The organism is Nonomuraea sp. NPDC050680, from assembly GCF_040654555.1.
Lineage (GTDB): Bacteria > Actinomycetota > Actinomycetes > Streptosporangiales > Streptosporangiaceae > Nonomuraea.
Genome location: NZ_JBFAIF010000002.1, coordinates 630,485 through 649,557, shown reverse-complemented (window position 1 = coordinate 649,557; position 19,073 = coordinate 630,485). Strand labels below are relative to the sequence as shown.

The window sequence follows — 19,073 nt, the reverse complement described above, 5'->3', positions numbered from 1 at the left end:
TCGCAGGTAAGCACGTGAGGTTGGGCACTACTCGCAGGTAAGCGCGTGAGGTCGGCACTACTCGCAGGTAAGCAGCAGGTCAGGTCGGGCCGAGATTGTCGGTGCGAAGCCGTACCTTAGTGCCGTGTCCGAACAGCCCTTGACCCTCGACGCCGCCCTCTCGGAGGAGGCGGTGCTGTCGACCTACCGCCGGATGTTCGCGGCGCTGGCCCGCGACAGCGGCGCGGTCGTCGACGACCCGGCCCTGGTCGACATCGCCGAGACGCTGTTCGCGGCGTTCGCGGAGGCGGGCGAGGAGTGGCTGACACACGAGCAGATGCGCTTCGCCTGCCGCGCCTATCCCGGCGACCAGTTCGACAACCGGCTGCGCGTGCTCAAGGGGCTGGGCGCGATCCGCGAGGTGTTCCCCAAGCCCAACCAGCTGCGTTATCGGGCGTCGTTCACCAGCGTGGTCGGGCTGATGTTCATCAGGCGGATGATGGACGACGGCGGCCAGTCGGAGATGCACCGGCTGCTCGCGCTCGAAGACCTCAACGTCGCCGACCCGCGCACCACGATGGAGGAGGCCAGGCAGAGCGCCGCCAATCTGGCCAGGGCGTTCCGGCTGTGGGCGCTGGAGCTGATCACGCTCACCATGGGCACGATCGAGGAGCTGCGCGAGCAGGCGCCCAAGCTGTGGGGCACCGAGGAGATCGCGCGCCGGGCGCAGAGTCTGCACGGCACGATCCTGACGCGCTGGCCCGTGCTCGACCGCGTCTGCACCGACCTGCGGGCGGCCATCTACGCCTACAGCGACGCCTCCCGGCGGGCGGCGGGGCGCCTGGCCGACTCGGCGGGCACGACCCGCAACCTGACGCTGCTGCCCACCGAGACGTGGCGCACGTTCTCGCAGACCGCTTCGCGGGAGCGGCTCGCGGCGGTGCTCGACGGCTTCGTGTTCGATGCGCCGGCGCCCTGGCACGACCCGGCGGCGATCGCCCGCGCGGTCGACGAGGCACCTCGCCCGGCTCCGGCCCAGCCCACTCCGCCGCGCTCCACCCTCGCCGACACGGGCCCCGAAGGCTCGCTCGACTCCACGCCCAACGCGGCGATCGAGCGGCTGACCGAGGTGGCGGAGTCACTGCTGGGGGCGTCGTCGCGGGTGGCACTGGCCGACATACTCCGTTCCGACTGGCCCTCGGCCCGTCGCCTGCTGGCCGACCTGACGACGGTCGATCTGCGGCCTGAGCTGCCTTATCGGCTGGTGTGGGCCGACGACCTCACGATCTCGCCGGGAGGCGAGCCGGCCTGGCTGTCCCACGGCTACCTGGAGCGTTCCTCATGACTCGTTCGTCATCAAAGTCCGCCGCTCTGGGGGACGACGCGGTCGCTCACGTGCGGGCGCGGTCGGGCGGGCCGCTGCGGCTGGGGGCCGGTGTCGCCGCGCCTCCCGGGATGGTACGGCTCACGCGTCCCGACTCCACCGGCCAGGCTTTGCCGGTGTGGCCCGACGCGGCCACCCCGTCACTCCTCGACGAATACCAGGTGCCCCCGGTCCCGGTCGAACGCTCGGGCGAGACCCGGCGGGTGCTGGCGGCGACGCTCAAGTGCTGCTGGACCGATCTGTCCGTCGACCCATGGCCGGGCACTCCCGCGCCGGCGGAGCTGATCCTCGACACCTACCGGGCGCTGATCGGCCGGGCCGACGACCTGATGCGCAACTGGGCCATCGGGGCGCTACGCCGGCTGCACGACTCTGCGTGGATCGTCATGTCCGACGGCGTGGTCTCGCTGGGCCCACGCTGCGCCCTGTGGCCGGTCGAGTCGCACGCCCAGCTGAAGGAGCTGGTCCGGCGCATCCCCACCCCGGAGCAACGGGACCTCACGGTGGTCGCTGACGCCGACATCGTGGCGGCCGCCACGCAAGAACCCCACAGGCTGCAGGAACGACCCGCCGTGGAAGGACCACCCACCGCACAGCAACCACCCGCCGTGGAAGGACCACCCACCGCGCAGCAGCCGCCCGAGGCGCGGGTGCGGGCGCAGGCTCCCGCGACAGCGGTGGCGGGCCGGGTCGAGGGTGGTGCGGCGGAGTTCGACGAGCTGCTGAGCGGCTATGACGAGCGGCGGCGGGCCGAGCTGGTGGCGGCGTTCATGGCGGTGGAGCATGGCGCCGAGCCGGTGCTGGAGGCTCGGTTCGGCGGGCTCCGCGACCCCGCGCTCCGCCACACGCTGGGCGAGATGCTCGCCCGACGAGGCCGGACGCTGATCCAGCACCGCGAGCGATGGACCTCGGGCTACGACGACGCCTACCGCGCCGACCCGGCGCCCGCGACCACGTCAGCGGCGGCGGGGCTTGGTGAGAGTGAGCGGGCGGTGTTGACGCTGGTGCTGGTGCATTCGGTGGCGATCCCGCGGGCGGAGGGGTTGCTGCCCGACGACACCTGGCTGTCGCCGCACCCCACTCCCGTCGACGAGCTGCGCCGCCACACCCAGCTGCCGATCGGCGAGCTGGAGGCGGCGCTGCGGATGCTGCGACACGCCGGACTGCTGACCCAGGTCAAAGCAGGCGAGGAGGCCGGCGGCTACGCGCCGGGACCGCAGTTCCACCGGCTCACCCCGGCGGCGCGGCGACGGCTGCAGGAGGAGCTGATCCTGGCGGCCGGACCGCACAGCCCGCTGGCCGCGGCCGTACGCGCGCGGAGATCGGCGGGGTAGCCATCCGGACCTGTCGGCCGGATGGCTATCCCGGCCCGACAGACATCAAGCGCCGGCCCCGTCGCGGTAGCGCAGTGAACAAGCAGCAAGCGTCCGCGCTCACCGGGGGCGGCGCCCTGAACAGACAGCAAGCGTCAGTCCCGGCCGGGGCTGCGCGGTGAAACGGAAGGACTACGGGGGTCACAGGTGTCGCAGGTGGAGAACGTCGTCGGGGACCGGGTGCTGATCGCCATGCAGGCGGTCAACATCTCACGGCTCTCGACCCATCCGGTGCCGACCGTCCCCGGCACGCTCATCGTCGTCGCGGGGGCCGGGCCCAAGGACTCCAACGGCGCGGGCAAGTCGTCGTTCATCGCGTCGATCACGGCGCTGCTGGGTGACGAGCAGTGGCGCTTCGCCTCGGGCGCGAAGGCGGTGTCGGAGCTGCTGTTCAACGCCGAGCTGGCCAGTGGCGCGGGCGCCCGCCAGTGGGCCAGCGCCGATCACGGCTACATCGTCGGCGTGTTCGGGCGGCCCGGCGCGTCCTTCGACCTGCCCCTGCGAGCTACCGGACCGGTTCCCGGCGACCTCGCCTCAGAACAGACCGCCGAACCAGGGCATGGCACACCAAACGCGGACCAAGCCACCAGTCCGGGTCGTGGCGCCTCTGTCACGGACGATGTGGCTCCTGGCGAGGCGGCTCCTGCGTCCGCACCCTCAGCGTCTCGCCTGGCCGCGACGCTGGAGCCCTCGGAGGCGCTTACCCGCACCGGAGCCGGGTCTCAGCAGATCGGCGTGAGCGCGGAGCCAGACGGACCGGATGACGGTGAGCTGTTCTCCGTGCCCGACACATCCGGCGGGGCCGTCACCGTGTGGCTCAAGGTCAACCAGGAGGCTCCCCACCTGGAGATCCGCTGGCGCGACGGCGTGCACCTGGCCTCCGCCGCTTCCGAAGCCGAGCGCGTGGCGCGCGCCGACGAGATGTGGGCGACGCTGCCCAAGTCCGCCGGGCGCCGCGACGTGGTGGCCCGCGACCTGACCAAGGTGCTCTACGGCGACCGCATCCGCTGCGTGTCGTTCCTGTCGACCTCGGTCCGGAGCAAGGTCGCCACCAACCTGCTCTCCCAGCCGCTCAACGAGATCTCGCCGGAGCGCGTGTTCGAGGCCATCGCGGCCCTGACCGGTCTCGACGCCGAGCTCGAGCAGGAGCGCGAGGCTCGCCGGGACGAGCACGCCAAGCGCGTGCGGGCGGTGCAGGCGGCCGATCGGCTGGCCGAGTTCGAGGCGGAGTCGAGGGCGTTGCTGACCACGTTCGACCGGCGCGATCAGGCCCGGATCCGGCTGGCCGACGCGCTGCGGTGCTGGCGCGGGCGTCAGGCCCGCAAGCTGGACGACGCGGCGGCCAAGGACGAGTTGCTGGTCGCTGAGCTCGAACGGCACCGGACCGCGGGCGAGACGGCAGCCGAGGCGCTCTCCATGGTGAAGGCCGAGCTCACCACGCTGAAGGACGACACGCTCGATCGGCGGGTGGCGGAGGCGCGCAAGGAGCTGGCCGCGATGCAGGCGCGGGCCGCCAAGCTCGACGCCGACCGGGCCGTGGCGGAGAACTCCGCCGACGAGTTGCGCGGCCTGATCCCGGCGCTGGAGGAGACGCGCCGGTTCTCGGACGGCCGCGATGTGCCCACGGCCGAGCGGGAGCTGCGGGAGGCGCGGCTTCGGCTGAACGAGGCGCTGAAGGCGTTGGGCGTGGCCGATCGCGAGGTGGCCTCGGCCCAGGCGGCGCTGGACGACGCGGAGGGCGGCCCGGCCGCGGCCCAGCTCAACGCGCTCGCGGCGGCGGGTGTCGGAGCGACCGGCCTGCTGGACGCGCTGGACGTGGCCGAGCAGGCCCGCGGCTACGCCCGCACCCATGGCACCGAGGACGGATCCACCGGCGACGCGTCTCGCGGCGGTGCCCGGGGAGCGGTCGCTACGGCCGGACGTGGTGATGCGGTCGGCGGGCTTGGGTTGGAGGAGCTGCGGGGCTGGCCCCATGAGCATGCGGTGATCGTCGACGCCGACCGGCTTGAGGCTGCCGTCGCCGCGCTGGCCGGCCTGCCCGGATCGGTGCTGGTGAGTGCCGCCGGGGTGAGCGTGGTGGGGGCGTTCGACGGGGAGGCGACCGGCCGGGAGGCGCGGATCAAGGCCGCCGAGCACCGGCTCAACCGGGCCAAGGACACCCAGGAGACCGCGGCGCAGACCGTACGCGATGGGGAGGAAGGTGTCGCGGAGGGACAGCGGCGGCTGGAGGGGGCGCAAGCGGGGGTGCGGCTCGCCGAGTTGGAGGCGAAGCTGGCCGGGCGGCGGGCGCGGCTGGGCGAGCTGACGACGGCGCTGGAGGAGCTGACGCCCGCGGTGGCGGAGGCCGAGCGGCAGGCGGCCGCGCTCGACTTCCGGGCCCGCACGAAGGACATGGAGATCGAACGCCTGGAGGGACGGCGGCAGCGGCACGAGGGCGAACGGGCCCGGTCGCGCCAGGACGAGACGAGAGTGAGCGGCGAGCGGGAGGCGCTCAAGGTCGAGGCGCTGGCCGCCGACTGGGGCGGCACCGCCGAGGGAGCACGGGATTGGCTCAAGGCGCTGCCCGAGGGCGAACGATCGCGTACCGCCGAGGAATGGTGGCGCGTCGCCGAACGGCATTTCGACCAGGCATTGCGCGACACGTTCCCGGAGGAGGACGCGGAGATCCCGGAGGAACTGCGGTTCCTGCTGTCCGAGCGTGGGGGGAGCACGGCGCGGGAGCAGGCGACGTTCGCGGCGGTGTGCGGCTCGCTGGCCTCCTACCTGCGCGGGCAGGAAGAATACGAGAAGCACCAGCGGCGTCAGATCGAGGCGCAGGTCGTGTCGAGGCAGCGTGACCTGGCCGCGGCCGACAAGGGGGCGGAGGAGGCGGCCAGATCGACGGCCGTACACCGGGCGGCGCTGACGGCGGCGATCAAGTCCCGGCTCACGCGGGTCGCCGAGGAGTTCGAGCAGCTCGACACGTCCTACGGAGGTTACGGGGCGACGCTGGAGTTCCCGGTGCCACCGGCGCCCGCGGATCCGGAGCAGCGCTGGCAATGGCGCGTCACGCCCAAGTGGCGGCGCGGCGAGGGCCAGGGCTTCGTCCCGTACAACCGGCGGGCCAACACCGCGCTCATGGACGAGAAGGCGGTCAAGCTGGTGTGCGCGGCGGCGATCGCCTCGTCCGGAGGCGGGCATCTGTGCCTGGTGCTCGACGAGCTGGGCCGCAACCTGGGCAAGGAGCACCGGCGGGAGGCGGTGGCGCTGTTCCGGCGGATCGGCGAGACGTACGGGATCACAGTGATCGGGGCGCTCCAGGACGACATGGAGCCGTACGCGATCGACGCCTGCGGCCAGTACATCAAGCTCCGGCGCTCCTCGGACGCGATGCCGTACAACGAGCCACCGGTGATCGTCGGGCACGACGAGCATGCGGAGCGCGTGCGGGCATTGGCCGCCTACGTGGACAGAAGCGAGCACTCCCCCGTGGGTGTCACCTGATCAGCGGGCCGACGTAGGGAGGAAACACCGAGGAAACACCTCTCTCCCTAGAACTGGAGCTCCACATCGGAGTTTCGGACTTCCAGGAGAGCACTTCATGGTTTCGCCTCAATCGGCAGTCGCACGCGTCATCTCGGCGGCATGCGCGGCGTTGGCTCTGAGCGTGTCCGCGCCAGCCATCGCCACGGCGGATAACGCCCCCGTCAAGAAGGTAGGTGACGTGCAGGAGGCGATGGCGGCCTTGGTGAAGGCAGGCCACGTCGTGGGCGCCATCGGCGAGGTGTACGTGAACGGCAAGCGGGTCGGGAAGGGATCGGCCGGATCCCGGCTGCTCGACGGCAGGGGTGGCGCGGTCCCCTCCACCGCCCGCTACCGGATCGGCTCGCAGACCAAGAACATGACCGCCACCGTTGCCCTGCAACTTGTGCGGAGCGGCAAGCTGAAGCTGGACGACACGCTCAGCGAGGTGCTCCCCGAGATGGCGGAGAAGGATCTGGTGGAACGAGCCGGCGAGATCACGGTACGCAACCTGATCCAGCTCACTTCGGGCATCCCCGACTTCCTCGGTCCCGATATCCGCCCACTTGACCCCACGGTCACGTATCGCCCCGTCGACCTGGTGGCCGCCTCCCGCAAGCGGGAACGGCCGTCACAGATCGGAACCTTCAACTACTCCAACACCAACTACATCCTGCTCGGCATGATCATCGAAAAGCTGACCGGGCGTTCGCTGGCGACCGAGCTCAATCGAAGGATCTTCACCCCGCTGGGCATGCGGGACACCTACCTGCCGGTCAAGGCCGCCGCGGAGATCAAGGGCCCGCATGGGCACGGCTATATGCCGGATGAGACGGGCAAGCTGCTCGATGTCGACATGCTCAACGCCACCACCTTGCTGGGCGCCGGCGGCGTGATCTCCACCGCGCGCGACGTCAGCACCTTCCAGCGCGCGTTCAGTCAGGGCAAGCTGCTGCCGGACTCCCTGCGCGACGTGATTACGGATCCGGTGCCCGGTCAGCAGTCGCCGCCGCCGGGCGGTCCGTGCGCGGGCAACCCCGGTTTCCAGCCGCGCGGTGGTAGCGCCCCCGGCTTCGTCGCCGTAACCTACACCTCCCCGGACGGGAGGCTGCAGTTCGCGGTTTCCGTGACGGTAGCCATGGATGATGGCGAGCGCGCCGCTGCGGGGAAGCGCATCGACCAAGCCCTCAAGTCGGTGTTCTGCCCTACGTCTACGCCCAGCGGGACGCACGCTTCCGCCTCAGAGCAGCCCGGCGGGTAATCCTGGAGCCACTACGCAGGCTCTCGCTTCTGAGCCTGCTGACAAAGGCGAAGTGGACGGCCCCCCGTAGAGCCGTCACCTGATCAGCGGGCCGATGTACGAGGCGCGCAGGCGCAGCAGGGAGCCCTTGGCGTACTCCTCCATGGCATGGGCCAGCCATCCAGCGGTCCTGGCCACCGCGAAGATCGCCTCGCCGGACCCGGGCACCATCCCGGCGACGCCGATGAGGGCGGCGAGGGCGAAGTCGATGTTGCGTTCGGGCAGGCGTCGCCGGCGGACTTCGGCGAGTACGGCCCGCGCCGCGGCGAGGCGTTCGTGATCCGGCGCGGCCTCCGTCACCAGGTCGAGCAGGAGGCTGCCCCGGGCGTCGCCGTTCTTGTAGACGCTGTGGCCGAAGCCGGGGATGCGCTCGCCTCGCCGTACTCGCTCGGCGATCACGCGGGTGGCCTGGCCGGGTTCGTTCACCTCGGCCAGCAGCCGTTCGGCCGCGTGGGACGCGCCGCCGTGCAGGGGGCCGCCGAGCACCCCGAGGCCGGTCAGCACCACGGCGTACGGGTCGGCGCGAGCGGAGGCGGCCACCCGGGCGGCCAGCGTGGAGGCGGCCAGCTCGTGGTCGGCGAGCAGCACGAGCGCGGCCCGCAGCGCGGCCAGGAGGGCGGGGGTCGCGGGTTGCGGGCACAGACGGGACCAGAGCCGCTCGGCGATCGACTCGCCGTCGGGGGTACGGAGAGCTGGGAGGGCGTCGACCAGGCCGGAGATGAGGCGGCGGCCGGTGGCGGCGACGGAGGCGGGATCGAGCTGGTAGCGGAGGGAGTCTGAGGCGCCGAGGACCGTGGTGATCACCTGGAGGCGGTCCAGGAGCGGCAGCCCCTCGGGGAGGCCGCGCTGAGCCGCGATTGCGGCCTGTGACGTCTCCGGATCGTGTGCCCAACCCCGCGCCGCACCATCTGACGCCTCGGAATCACGCACGCCACCCCCCGCCGGGCCGCCCGACGCTTCGGAATCACGCACCCGACCCCGCACCCCACTGTCGGTGAGCTCTGGAGCATGTACCCGACTCCGCGCCACATGGTCCGAGGCGAAGGCGTCGGGGTCGCCTGTCCACAGCCATTCGGCCACCGTTTCGAAGTCGGCGGTTCGGGCCAGGGCGAGGGCGTCGCGGCCGCGGTAGTACGGGCGGTCGAGACCGAGCGCGGTGATGCCGGACTCGATGACCAGCTCCGGCGGCTGGCTGCGCGGCCGCCCGCGACGGACCAGCTGCTCGATCTCCGCCGCGTCGAACAGGCTGCGCCGGTCCTCGCTGTGACGTCGCTTGAGCACGCCCCGGCTCACGTACGCATAAAGGGTGGCGGGCTTCACGCCGAGCCGCTCGGCCGCCGTCGCCGCGTCGATCCACTCCACGCCCAAGCCTCCCATGTTGATGAAAATCAATATTGATACACATTGAGCAGGCATGTCAACGTGTGGTCATGCCCAAAGTTCACTTCCTTGACGTGACCAACCGAGACGGCGTGCAGACCGCGCGCACCGGCCTGTCGAAGTTCGGCAAGACCATGGTCAACTTCTATCTGGCCAAGCTCGGGGTGGCTCAGTCCGAGATCGGTTTCCCCTTCCTGTTCCATGAGGTGCCCTACGTACGGGCGCAGACGGCGCTGGCCGAGGCGGGCGCGTTCGGCGAGCTGCGACTGTCGGGCTGGTGCCGCGGTGTGCCGCAGGACGTGGAGAAGGCGGCGCCGCTCGGCCTGAGGCACTACAACCTGTCCATCTCCACCTCGGACTACATGATCCAGAACAAGTTCCGCGGCCGCCTCGACCGCGGCGCGATCATGCGGGAGATGACGGCGGCCGTGCGGGCGGCCAAGGCGGCGGGCGCGCTGAGCGTGGGCGTCAACGCGGAGGACGGGTCGCGGACGGATGACGGGTTCTTGCTGGAGTTCGCGCTGGCGGCCAAGGAGGCGGGCGCCGACCGGGTCCGCTACTGCGACACGATAGGCGGCGACACCCCCGACCGGATCCGCGAACGCTTCGCCAAACTGGCCTCGGCCACCGGGATGCCCGTCGAGACGCACTGCCACAACGACCTCGGCCTGGCCGTGGCCAACTCCATCTCGGGCGCGCTCGGCGACCTGGAGGCCGGGCAGGACGCGTGGATCAACACCTGCGTGAACGGCATCGGTGAGCGTTCCGGCAACGCCGACCTGCTGTCCACGATCCTCGCCTTCGAGCACGGCTTCGGGCTGGAGGCGGAGATCGGTGACGCCATCGACCTGTCATGGGCGCGCAGGTTCGGGCTGTGGGCGAGTTACGCGTTCGGGCAGCCTCTGCCGTACAACCAGGTGGGGGTGGGACGCAACGCGTTCGCGCACGAGTCGGGCATCCACGCCGACGGGGCGCTGAAGGACCACGGCAACTACGAGCTGTACGACGAGGCGACGCTCGGGCCGTTCCCCGAGGACTGGCACGCGCGCGGCGGGCGGGTCGTGCTCACCGGCGAGTACGGCGGGAAGGCCGGATTCTGGCACGTCATGGACGGGCTCGGCGTGAACGTACAGGAGGAGGACCTGGCGTTCCGGCTGGTGCAGCTCTGCAACGCGATGACCGGCCGACCGCTCACGGACGACGAACTCCGGCTGATCGCGGGGTATCCGCGGGAGCTGGCACTGCTGTTCCCGGAGTACGCGTGAAACCCCGGCCGATGTTCGCGGAGTACGAGTGAGTCCCCCGGCCGATGTTCCCGGAGTACGCGTGAATCCCCTGGCCGACGACCCCCAGATGGCCGAGGGATGTCGCCCTCGTCCGGATCCGGCAGGTGTGGCGGCTCATAGCATGAGCGCATGCAGATCGAGGAACGGACCGTTGCCGACGACGACCTGACCGCCCTGCTCGCCGCCGCCTTCGACGAGCTGGTGAAGCGCTACGGACCCGAGGGGCGTTCCGTCGTCAAGGCACAGGCCCGCTACCTCGTCGCCTACGCCGGGCAACACGCCGCCGGGTGCGGTGCCATCCAGCCGGCGGGTCCGGATATGGGGGAGCTCAAGCGGATGTACGTGGATCCCGCGTTCCGTGGGCAGGGGATCGCCAGGCAGCTCTTGGCGGCCTTGGAGGATCTGGCTCGGGGCATGGGCTACGAGACGGTGCGCTTGGCGACCGGGATCAGGCAGCCTGAGGCCATAGCTCTGTACGAAAGCAGCGGGTATGTGCTTGTCGAGTCGTACGGGATGTACGTGGACCAGCCGTTGACCCGCTGCTACCAGAAGGAGCTGGGCTCGGTCTGATCACGGCTCCGCGTCGGCGGCCGGACCTCGCGGACCTGCCCGGATCTCTCCTCCAGCGGCCGACGCGTGGACCCGGCCCCCGGGCGGGTAGGCCGTAGAAGCAGGCGGCACGAGCACCGGGAGAGACCACGATGCGGACCAACGCGGCACCGGTAGGCGGCCTCACGGCATGGACCCCGGCCACCCTGCGCGAACAGGACTGGCTGCTCCACATCGACCAACCGCTCACCGCGATGGCCACCCGGACCCAACCCGAGTTCCACCTCCCGGCACTGACGCTCCTGGCCGAGAGGGCCAAGGCCGCGCTCGAAGCGGGTCCCGGCCTGGTGGTGGTCCGGGGATGGCCGATCGCGGGCTGGGCCGAGGAGCAGATCGATCTTCTGTGCTACACGTTCGGCTCGCTCATCGGCACCCCGCGTACGCAGAAGGCCGGCCTGGTGACCACCGGCGAGAACGCGCGCAGAGGCATGGACGACCAGGAGCTGGCCTTCCACACCGACCGGGGCGGGCCGCCCGGACCGCCGCACCTGCTGGGCCTGCTCTGCCTCCGCGCCGCCATCCACGGCGGGGAATCCCTGCTGGTGAGTGGTCACGCCGTACACGATCGGCTGCTGGAAGAGCGGCCCGACCTACTGGCCGAGCTCTACGCGGACTTCCATTTCGGCGCGGGCACGGTCTCGAACTTCGACCGCGTCTACCCCGTCTTCGAGTGGCGCGCGGGGCGGCTCCGCGTCCAGTACAACCGCCACTGGATCGAACGCGGCCAGGAAGCCGCCGGGAAGCCGCTGGCATCCGGCGCCGTGGCCGCCCTGGACGCCTTCGACGGGATCCTCGCCGACCGTGACATGGTCCTGTGCTTCCCGCTGCGGTCAGGTGATCTTCTGCTCGTCAACAATGACGTGGTGCTGCACGGCCGCACGGCGTTCACCGAGGACCCGCGCGCCCGTCGCCGCCTGGCTCGGATGTGGCTGGACTGAGCATCCCCAAGAAAAGTTGACCATATTTCGTTTAACGGAGTATGGTCTCCCGCATGTTCAAGAGATCGACTCTTGCCCTGACCATGCTGTGCGCTGTCACGCTCGCCGGCTGCTCCTCCAGCCCTGAGGCGCAGCATGCCAAGGCGACGGCCGTAAGCGGCAAGTCAGACAAGCCGCAGAGGATTCAGTCGCTCATCGCCGATTGTATGAAGCAGAAGGGCTTTCGTTACGTCGCCTGGGTCCCGCAGCCCAAGCCGGAGACGGACAACGACAAGGCCGCCAATGGCGACTACGAGGCCATGAAGCGGGTGCGCTCGAAGCAGGGCTTCAACGTCTTCTACCCGGTCGCCAACCCCGCCTCCTTCAAAAAACAGGCCGCCTACACCCGCGACGACGACCCCAACACCCCGATCAGGGACTCGCTGTCGAAGGCGCAGTTGCGCAGCTACGGCAAGGTCCTCGACGGCTGCCACGTCAAGGCCCTCAAGGACGTGACCGGCAAGGTCGTCAAGAGCATGGACGACGAGTACGAGCAGTACGAGAATGCCTACAAGGCCGCCTACGAACGTGAGCTGAACGGCGACCCCAAGCTGGTCGAACTGGCCGCGACCATGGGTGACTGCGTCAAGGGCAAGGGCTACCGCGTGGACTCCGTCAGCCCGACGAGCATGAGCGAGCGCGGCTGGCGAGAGTTCTCGGCGCAGATGAACGCCATCGCCAAGAAGCAGGGCCAGGCCGAGGAAGACGCCGGCGAGAACACCGTCTACCAGGCACGGCTGTCGCAGGCGGCCGCGAATCAGTACCTCGCCAAGGAGATCAAGGCCGCGCTCGACGACCTCGAGTGCGGCAAGGACTTCTACGCCGACTTCTACCCCAAGGCCGGGCGCATCGGTGACCGCCTCAGCTCCGAGTTCGGACGCTGGAACCTCTGATCGACCTCCTCGGCTCCGGGCTCGGCTGTTGGCAGCTCTGATCGCCGAACGGAAAGGCCCGGTAAGGGGCTGAGCATGCGGACGCCACTGAATCTCTAGAGGGCCTGCTCCCCCGTTTCCGGCAGGCCGAGCAGACAGAGCAGGCTCAGTACGGCCATCGCCGACACGTACCCCCCGACGCCCAGCACGCCGGCACCGCTCGCCTGGAGGCCGGTCGCCACCAGCGGCGGCACCGCGCCGCCCAGCACCCCGCCGAGGCTGTAGGCGATCGAGGCGCCGCTGTAGCGGTATTCGGTTCGGAACAGTTCCGGCAGGAACGCCCCCATCGGCCCGAACACCAGCCCCATCAGGCCGAGCGCGCCGGCCAGGGCGACCCCCACGAGCGCCACCGACCGGGTCTCCATCAGCGGGAACATCACCAGCCCCCACACGACCGCCGCAGCGGTCCCGGTGAGCAGCGTGCGGCGGCGGCCGAAGCGGTCGGACACCATCGCCGACGCCACCGTCCCCGCCACCATGAACACGACGCCGATCATGGTCAGCGCGAGCATGGTGGTCTTCGGGATCTTCAGCGTCTGCGTGCCGTACGCCAAACAGTAAGTGGTCGCGGTGTAGAAGAGCGTGTACGCGATCGTCATCGCGCCGGCGCCGAGCAGCACGCGGCGCCACTGCTGCCGCATCAGGCCGGCGAACGGCACCTTGGCGATGCGGTGCTGGTCCATGGCGGCCTGGAAGACCGGGGTCTCGGCGATCTTCAGGCGTACGTACAGGCCGATGAGCACGAGCAGCAGGCTCGCCACGAACGGCAGGCGCCAGCCCCAGTTGCCGAACCGCTCGTCGCCGAGCACCTCCCCCAGCAGCAGAAACAGCCCGTTGGCCACGATGAACCCGACTGACGGACCGAGCTGCGGGAACATCGCGTACAGCCCGCGCTTGCCCGGCGGCGCGTGCTCGGTCGCGAGCAGCGCGGCGCCGCCCCACTCGCCGCCGAGTCCGATGCCCTGCGTGAAACGGAGCAGCACGAGCAGCACCGGCGCGGCGACGCCGATGGCCGCGTAGCCGGGCAGCAGGCCGATCGCGACCGTGGACAGGCCCATGACCAGGAGCGAGACGACGAGCATGGACTTGCGCCCGCTCCGGTCGCCCCAGTGGCCGAACACCGCCGAACCGAGCGGCCGGGAGATGAACGCCACCGCGAACGTCGAGAACGCGGCCAGGCTGCCCGCCACCGGATCCATCCCGGGGAAGAACGCGGTGTTGAGCACCAGCGCGGCGGCGGTGCCGTAGATGTAGAAGTCGTAGAACTCGATGGCCGTGCCGATGAGGCCGGCGGCCGCGACCCTCGATCGGCTGGGCGTCGTCCCGATTGTGGGGGAAAGCGACATTACGTCTCACTATGCGAATTCGCGTCTTGCGGAGTGATACGCAGACGCTATCAGCTGGGCTGCCAAGCGACCTCTTGACTCATTCTCGGTCTGAGTGAGAACGTTATCAACGTCTGACTGAGAACGTTCTCAAAAGGAGTCCCCTGTGACCGACCTGCTGCCGCTCAAACCGATCGAGTCCGACCTGGCCGACAAGATCCGCGCGACGCTCGATCAGCGCCCCCAGTTGGCGGAGCTCGTCTCGGACGCCATCGACAAGGGTCTGCGCAATGTGTTCTTCGTGGGCGCCGGCGGCTCGCTCATCGCCGCCTACCCGGCCCACTACCTGCTCGAACGCGAAGGCACCTGGCCCGTCTACAAGCTGCAGAGCGACGAGCTCAACACCGCCCGCCCCCGGCGCATGGGCGAGGGCTCCCTGGTCTTCCTGGCCTCATACACCGGCAAGACCAAGGAGACCGTCGCGGCCGCGCAGTACGCCAGGAGCACCGGCGCGACCGTGGTCGTGGTGACCCAGGAGGGCGGCCCGCTGGCCGAGGCGGCCGACGTGGCCTTCACCGGCAAGAGTGATCTGTTCATGCAGTTGGCGGCCTATGCCCTGCTGCGCAGGTCTGGGGTGGAACGCGACTGGGCACTGCTCGACCAGGCCCTCGACGCGCTCCCGGAGGCCCTGGTGACCGCCGCGCACGAGGGCGAGGAGCGGGCGCGGGTCATCGCCGAGACGCTGAAGGACGAGCCGATCACCTACGTGCTCGGCTCGGGCCCCAGCTACGCTTGGGCGTACGGGCTGGCCATGTGCTTCCTGCAGGAGATGCAGTGGAAGCACGCGGCGGGCTTCAACTCGGGCGAGTTCTTCCAGGGCGCGTTCGAGGTGGTCAACGACGACGTGGCGGTGATCAACCTGCTCGGCGAGGACCCGTCGCGGGCCATGGCCGAACGCGCAATGCGCTTCCTCGACACGTACGCGACCAAGAAGACCTTCCACATCGACACGGCGGACCTCACGCTGCCCGGCGTCCCGAAGGCGCTGCGCGGCGAGGTGTCTCCGCTGGCGATCGCCGTGCTCATGGACCGGCTGGCCCGCCACTACGAGGCCGTGCGCGGGCACGACCTCGACAAGCGCAACTACATGTTCCAGGTGGACTACTGATCCACACGTTCCAGGTGGACCGCTGATCGCGTCGCCGGGCGGCGCTCCGCCGCCCGGCGGCAGCGCGGGGAAAGGAGCTGGGTTTGCCGGTCGAACTCGTCATCTTCGACTGTGACGGGGTGCTCGTGGACAGCGAGCGCCTCTCAGTACGCGTCGGCACGGCGGCACTGCGCGAGCTGGGGTGGTCGATCGACGAAGCGGAGTACGCCGCCCGGTTCGTGGGCTGCAGTGACGAGGAGTGGGATCGGGCCGTCGGCGACGTTCCGGCGGGGTGGCGCGAGCGGCTGACGGCGGCGCACGAGGCGGCGCTGACGGCGGAGCTGGTTCCCGTGCCGGGGATCGTGGCGGCGCTGGACCTGCTGAGCGTGCCGGTGTGCGTGGCGTCCAACGGGAGCCACGCGAAGATCCGCCGCAGCCTGGAGCTCACGGGACTGGCGGAGCGCTTCGCCGGGAACGTCTTCAGCGCCGAGGATGTGGAGCGGGGCAAGCCCGCGCCCGATCTGTTCCTGTTCGCGGCGAGTGCGCTCGGGGTGCCAGCGGAGCGGTGCGTGGTGGTGGAGGACAGCGCTTACGGGGTCAGGGCGGCGGAGGCGGCGGGCATGCGCTGCCTGGCGCTGGTCAGCGGCCTGGTCCACCCCTCACGCCTCTCCCCCGCCACCCACGTCACCGACCTGGCTCTCCTGCCGTCTCTGCTGGCTTCTGTCTGAGCGTGGCTCTCCGCTTCCTGCCTTTCTTTGGTACGGCAAGCATGGGCCGGCCCCACCCACCGCACGTGGCTGAGGACCTCCAGGAATACGCCCGCTGAACCCGCACGGGGCGGGCCACCGCTACGTGCGCCTCCTGACCCGGCAACAAGGAGGCGCATCGGGAGTGCCGGACCCATGGGGAAGGCAGCTCTTACCCGCGAGATAGCTCGAAAGTGAGTTCGAGCATGGAAGCCTAGCCTCTCCATACCGGGGCGCACGGGGGCCCACGATGCGAGGAGACTTGCCATGCCCGTCCTGATGTCCTTACGCGCGGCAGCGCTCACCTTGGTGACCGCCACCGCGCTCGTCTTACCGGTCACACCCGCCCACCCGGCGGCGGCCGCGCAGCCCAACGTGGTGGTCAGGTGGAACACGGCGCTGCTGGCGGCGGTGCGCGGCGGCGCGCTGGGACCGCCGCAGGTGGCCAGAGCGCTGGCCACCGTGCACACCTGCGCCTATGACGCGTGGGCCGCCTACGATCCGGTCGCCGTCGGCACCCGGCTGGGCGGCACGCTGCGGCGGCCCGCCGCCGAACGCACGGACGCGAACCGGGCCCAGGCGATCAGCTACGCGGCCCACCAGGCGGCCGTGGACCTCTATCCGGCGCAGCGGGCGGTGTTCGACGGGTTGATGACCGAGCTGGGCTACGACCCGGCCGACCAGTCCGGCCAGCCGGCCCAAACCGGCCTGGCCGCCTGCACGGCCGTGCTCGAATACCGGCACGCCGACGGCTCCAACCAGCTCGGCGGCTACGCCGACACCACCGGCTACGCGCCGGTCAACGCGCCGATGGTGGTCGCCGATCCGCTGACCACGGTCAACGATCCGAGCCACTGGCAGCCGCTCACCTACCGCAACAAGGCGGGCGTGGTGGTCACGCCGCCGTTCCTCGCGCCGCACTGGGGCGGGGTCGCCTCCTTCAGCGGCCACGCGCGCGACCTGGCCGACAAGGTGCCCGCGCCCGCGACGTACGGCACGGCCGCCTACCGCGCCCAGGCCGCCGAGATCGTGGCGGGCACCGCCGCGCTGACCGACCGCCAGAAGGCGATCGCCGAATACTGGGCCGACGGCCCCAACAGCGAGACGCCGCCCGGCCACTGGTGCCTGTTCGCCCAGCAGGTGTCGGCGCGTGACCATCATGGCCTGGACCAGGACGTGAAGATGTTCTTCGCGCTGGCCAACTCGGTGCAGGACGCCGGGATCGCCTCGTGGGAGGTCAAGCGCGTCTTCGACTCCGTACGCCCGATCACCGCGGTCCGCTTCCTTTACCAGGGGCAGCAGATCGCGACCTGGGGCGGCCGGGTGATCGACGGCGCGACGTGGGTGCCCTATCAGGTGCCGACGTTTCCGACGCCGCCGTTCGCCGAGTACGTCTCCGGCCACAGCACGTTCAGCGCGGCGGCGGCCGAGGTGCTGCGGCGCTTCACCGGCGGCGACGCGTTCGGCGGCGAGGCGCTGATCACCAAGGGCTCGTCGCAGGTGGAGCCGGGGGTGAGCCCCGCCGGCGACCTGACGCTGCGCTGGCCTACCTTCAGCGCCGCCGCCGACGAGGCCGGGATATCGCGGAGATACGGCGGCATCCACTTCCGAGCCGGCGACTTGCAGGGCCGGGCCCTCGGCCGGGCGGTGGGCGACGCGGCGTGGCAGCGCGCGGCGGCCTACTGGTCGGGACGCGGCTGAGGCACAACGGCGACTTCTGGGACACCCTCCGTTGACACCCGGCTGACACCCGGCGTCGAGCGCGTCGTGCTCCGGGGAGCGCGGCGCGCCTCGACGCGCCTCGAGGCGGGTCGCCTGCGTCGGCGCACGTCAGCGGGCGGGGCCTGCGTAAGCGCACGTCGGCGGGCGGGGCCTGCGTCAGCGAACGTCGGCGGGCGGGGCCTGCGTCAGCGAACGGGGCCTGCGTCAGCGAACGTCGGCGGGCGGGGCCTGCGTCGCCTACGGGGACGTCGAGTCTCTGCCCGTCAGTCCGGCGGGCGTCCGAACGGATCTGGCCGACTCACGCTCGACGAAGCGGGTGGGCAGGCGGCGGTGTACGGGGCGGCGGTCGGTGCCGTGGACGCGGTCCAGGAGCAGGCGGCCCGCCTCCGCCCCCAGTTCGTACACCGGCTGGGCCACCACACTGAGCGGCGGGGAGATCGCCTCCGCCCAGTCGGCGTCGTCGAAGCCCACCAGCGACACGTCGGCGGGACAGCGCAGTCCCAGCCGCCGCAGCGCCTGGAGCACCCCGAGCGCGAGCAGGCTGTCGAGGGCGAGTATCGCGGTCGGCGGGTCGGGGAGCCCGAGCAGGCGGGTCGTGGCCGCGGCGGCGTCCTCCCTGCGGAAGCCCTCGGCGCTGACCAGCTCGGGCCGGGGCTCGATACCGCTTTCGACCAGGGCGTCGCGGTATCCGGCCGCGCGGGCGCCGACCGTGGTGGCGCCCAGGCGCTCGACGCCGCGCAGCCCCGGACGGGCGAGCCGGGGCCGCAGCTTCTCATCCCCGCCGGTCAGTAAGGCGATGCTGCGGTGTCCCAGCGCGAGCAGGCGTTCGGTGGCGTCCTTGGCGGCGGCGCGGTTGTCGATGCCGACCGTGTCGGCGTCGAGCCCCGGGACCCGCCGGTCGAGCAGGACGACCGGGATGCCGGCATCGATGACGTCCTGAAGGGCGTCGCGGTCGGCGGTGTCGGTGGGCGCGACGACCAGGCCGTCGACGCGCCGCTCGGTGAGCACGCCGAGCGCCTTGCGCTCCAGCGAGAGGTCCTCGTCGGTGTTGACCAGCAGCACCTCCCAGCCGCGCTCGTGCGCCACGTCCGCGATGCCGCGCAGGGCCCGGGAGAAGAACGGGTTCTCGATGTCGGGTACGAGCACGCCGAGCGTGTGGGTCAGCCCGGTGATCATGCTGCGCGCCAGGCTGTTGGCCCGGTAGCCGAGGCGTTCGGCCGCGGCCAGCACCGCCTCGCGGCTCTTGCCGCTCACCGAGCCGTAGCCGCCGAGTGCCCGCCCGGCCGTCGCGGTGGAGACCCCTGCCTCCTTGGCGACGACCTCGATCGACGGCATGCTCCGCCGAGCGCTGCCGCTCATCCGCACCCCCGGTGCTGCTAGATCGTGTCCACACCATCATGCTCCCACTGACG

The 19,073-nt window shown here is 70.9% G+C and carries 14 protein-coding genes; 11 read left to right on the top strand and 3 right to left on the bottom strand.

Translation table 11 applies throughout. The annotated features are described in order from the left end of the window. Window positions 1-124 precede the first annotated feature (124 nt). From AB0H88_RS09460 to AB0H88_RS09445, 4 genes are all read left to right on the top strand, one after another. Window positions 125-1,324 (top strand): hypothetical protein, encoded by a 1,200-nt coding sequence (locus tag AB0H88_RS09460; RefSeq protein ID WP_357642824.1) that lies wholly within the window; start codon window positions 125-127, stop codon window positions 1,322-1,324. Further along, window positions 1,321-2,697 carry a hypothetical protein gene (locus AB0H88_RS09455; protein WP_357642823.1) on the top strand — a complete coding sequence of 459 codons (1,377 nt, stop codon included), beginning with the start codon at window positions 1,321-1,323 and terminating at the stop codon, window positions 2,695-2,697. The genes AB0H88_RS09460 and AB0H88_RS09455 overlap by 4 nt, the downstream gene beginning before the upstream one ends. Before the next feature lie 195 nt (window positions 2,698-2,892). Continuing rightward, the gene (locus AB0H88_RS09450) at window positions 2,893-6,219 is read left to right on the top strand and encodes a chromosome partitioning protein ParA (RefSeq protein WP_357642822.1); all 3,327 of its coding nucleotides are present in this window, start codon (window positions 2,893-2,895) and stop codon (window positions 6,217-6,219) included. A gap of 163 nt (window positions 6,220-6,382) precedes the next feature. Next, window positions 6,383-7,498: a serine hydrolase domain-containing protein gene (locus AB0H88_RS09445; protein WP_357642821.1), complete on the top strand. Its 1,116-nt coding sequence runs from the start codon at window positions 6,383-6,385 to the stop codon at window positions 7,496-7,498. Window positions 7,499-7,573: 75 nt separating this feature from the next. Here AB0H88_RS09445 and AB0H88_RS09440 read toward each other — a convergent pair whose 3' ends face one another. Beyond that, window positions 7,574-8,914, bottom strand: a complete 1,341-nt coding sequence (locus AB0H88_RS09440) for a citrate synthase (protein ID WP_357642820.1) — start codon at window positions 8,912-8,914, stop codon at window positions 7,574-7,576. A gap of 53 nt (window positions 8,915-8,967) precedes the next feature. Here AB0H88_RS09440 and AB0H88_RS09435 point away from each other — a divergent pair, with 53 nt between their 5' ends. From AB0H88_RS09435 to AB0H88_RS09420, 4 genes are all read left to right on the top strand, one after another. After that, window positions 8,968-10,182 (top strand): hypothetical protein, encoded by a 1,215-nt coding sequence (locus AB0H88_RS09435; RefSeq protein WP_357642819.1) that lies wholly within the window; start codon window positions 8,968-8,970, stop codon window positions 10,180-10,182. A gap of 150 nt (window positions 10,183-10,332) precedes the next feature. Continuing rightward, window positions 10,333-10,773, top strand: coding sequence for a GNAT family N-acetyltransferase (locus AB0H88_RS09430; protein ID WP_357642818.1), 441 nt, complete (start codon window positions 10,333-10,335; stop codon window positions 10,771-10,773). 131 nt (window positions 10,774-10,904) lie between these two features. Then, complete coding sequence (locus tag AB0H88_RS09425; RefSeq protein ID WP_357642817.1) at window positions 10,905-11,750, top strand: TauD/TfdA family dioxygenase; 846 nt, start codon at window positions 10,905-10,907, stop codon at window positions 11,748-11,750. Window positions 11,751-11,803: 53 nt separating this feature from the next. Then, window positions 11,804-12,682 carry a hypothetical protein gene (locus AB0H88_RS09420; protein WP_357642816.1) on the top strand — a complete coding sequence of 293 codons (879 nt, stop codon included), beginning with the start codon at window positions 11,804-11,806 and terminating at the stop codon, window positions 12,680-12,682. Between the two features lie 95 nt (window positions 12,683-12,777). Here AB0H88_RS09420 and AB0H88_RS09415 read toward each other — a convergent pair whose 3' ends face one another. Further along, entirely contained in the window at window positions 12,778-14,067 is a 1,290-nt protein-coding gene (locus AB0H88_RS09415) for an MFS transporter (RefSeq protein WP_357642815.1), read from the bottom strand. A gap of 145 nt (window positions 14,068-14,212) precedes the next feature. On the opposite strand from AB0H88_RS09415, the gene AB0H88_RS09410 reads away from it, so the two are divergent. The 3 genes from AB0H88_RS09410 (at window position 14,213) to AB0H88_RS09400 (ending at window position 17,640) form a co-directional block, all read left to right on the top strand. Next, window positions 14,213-15,214 carry an SIS domain-containing protein gene (locus AB0H88_RS09410; protein WP_357642814.1) on the top strand — a complete coding sequence of 334 codons (1,002 nt, stop codon included), beginning with the start codon at window positions 14,213-14,215 and terminating at the stop codon, window positions 15,212-15,214. An 83-nt stretch (window positions 15,215-15,297) separates the two neighbouring features. Next, complete coding sequence (locus AB0H88_RS09405; protein WP_357642813.1) at window positions 15,298-15,921, top strand: HAD family hydrolase; 624 nt, start codon at window positions 15,298-15,300, stop codon at window positions 15,919-15,921. Window positions 15,922-16,206: 285 nt separating this feature from the next. Then, window positions 16,207-17,640 (top strand): vanadium-dependent haloperoxidase, encoded by a 1,434-nt coding sequence (locus AB0H88_RS09400; RefSeq protein WP_357642812.1) that lies wholly within the window; start codon window positions 16,207-16,209, stop codon window positions 17,638-17,640. A gap of 258 nt (window positions 17,641-17,898) precedes the next feature. On the opposite strand, the gene AB0H88_RS09395 is transcribed toward AB0H88_RS09400, so the two are convergent. Then, window positions 17,899-19,020, bottom strand: coding sequence for a LacI family DNA-binding transcriptional regulator (locus tag AB0H88_RS09395; protein WP_357642811.1), 1,122 nt, complete (start codon window positions 19,018-19,020; stop codon window positions 17,899-17,901). Window positions 19,021-19,073: the final 53 nt, after the last annotated feature.